The organism is Nocardia amamiensis NBRC 102102, from assembly GCF_001612745.1.
GTDB lineage: Bacteria > Actinomycetota > Actinomycetes > Mycobacteriales > Mycobacteriaceae > Nocardia > Nocardia amamiensis.
In genome coordinates, this window is the sequence record NZ_BDBA01000399.1 from 1 (window position 1) to 922 (window position 922).

Below are 922 nucleotides of genomic sequence, written 5' to 3' on the forward strand. Positions count from 1 at the left end.
TCAGTACGCCCCACATACTCCAACCGCTGCGGCCGATCCGCATCCGGCGCACGCCAAATCACCAGATCCCCAGTGCGATACATCCTGGCCCCCACCGCGAACGGACTGGCCACAAACCGTCCCGCCGTCTGCGCGGGTTGGCGCACATACCCGCGGGCGAGCTGATCACCAGCCAAATACAACTCACCCGGCACTCCGGCAGGCACCGGCCGCAACCACGCATCCAACACGAACACCTCGGTGTTCCACTGCGGGCGACCGATCGGCACCGTCACCGTATCCGAGGCATCAGCAGGCCAATAGGTCACCGACACCGCCGCCTCGGTCGGACCATAGAGATTGTGCACCCGCGCATCCGTCACCGCGTCCACCACCCGCACCGTCCGCGGTGGCAGCGCTTCGCCGATAACGAACACATCCCGCAGGCTCGCAACGCTTCCTGCGGGTAGATGCGCGGCGAACTCACTCAACATCGTCGGCACGAAATCGGTCACCGTGACCCCGTGCGCGGCGATCAGCGCAGCCAGATAAGCCGGGTCACGATGCCCATCATGATCGGCGACAACCAGCCTCGCGCCGGAACGCAACGGCATGAAATACCCCCACAACGACACATCGAACGTCGTCGCGGTCTTCTGCAGATACACCTGCCCCGGACCCATCGGATACTCCGCGAGCATCCACTCGACCTGATTGACGATCGCCCGATGCGAAACCGCCACACCCTTCGGACGCCCGGTCGACCCCGAAGTGAAAATCACATACGCCACATGCTGCGGCAGCACCGGACGCAACAACTCCTCCACCCGAACCGGCGCACCCGAGCGACCGCCTGTGTCGAGGGTGTCCAGACACAACAGCGGGATATGCGACGGGACCGCGATGGTGTCGGTGGTCGTGGTGAGCACGCACACCGGGTCGG

The 922-nt window shown here is 64.9% G+C and carries 1 protein-coding gene; it reads right to left on the minus strand.

What is annotated here, in order from left to right:
- Positions 1-922, minus strand: a 922-nt coding sequence (locus NA4_RS38010; RefSeq protein ID WP_157129579.1) for an AMP-binding protein, incomplete at both ends; no start/stop codon positions are given.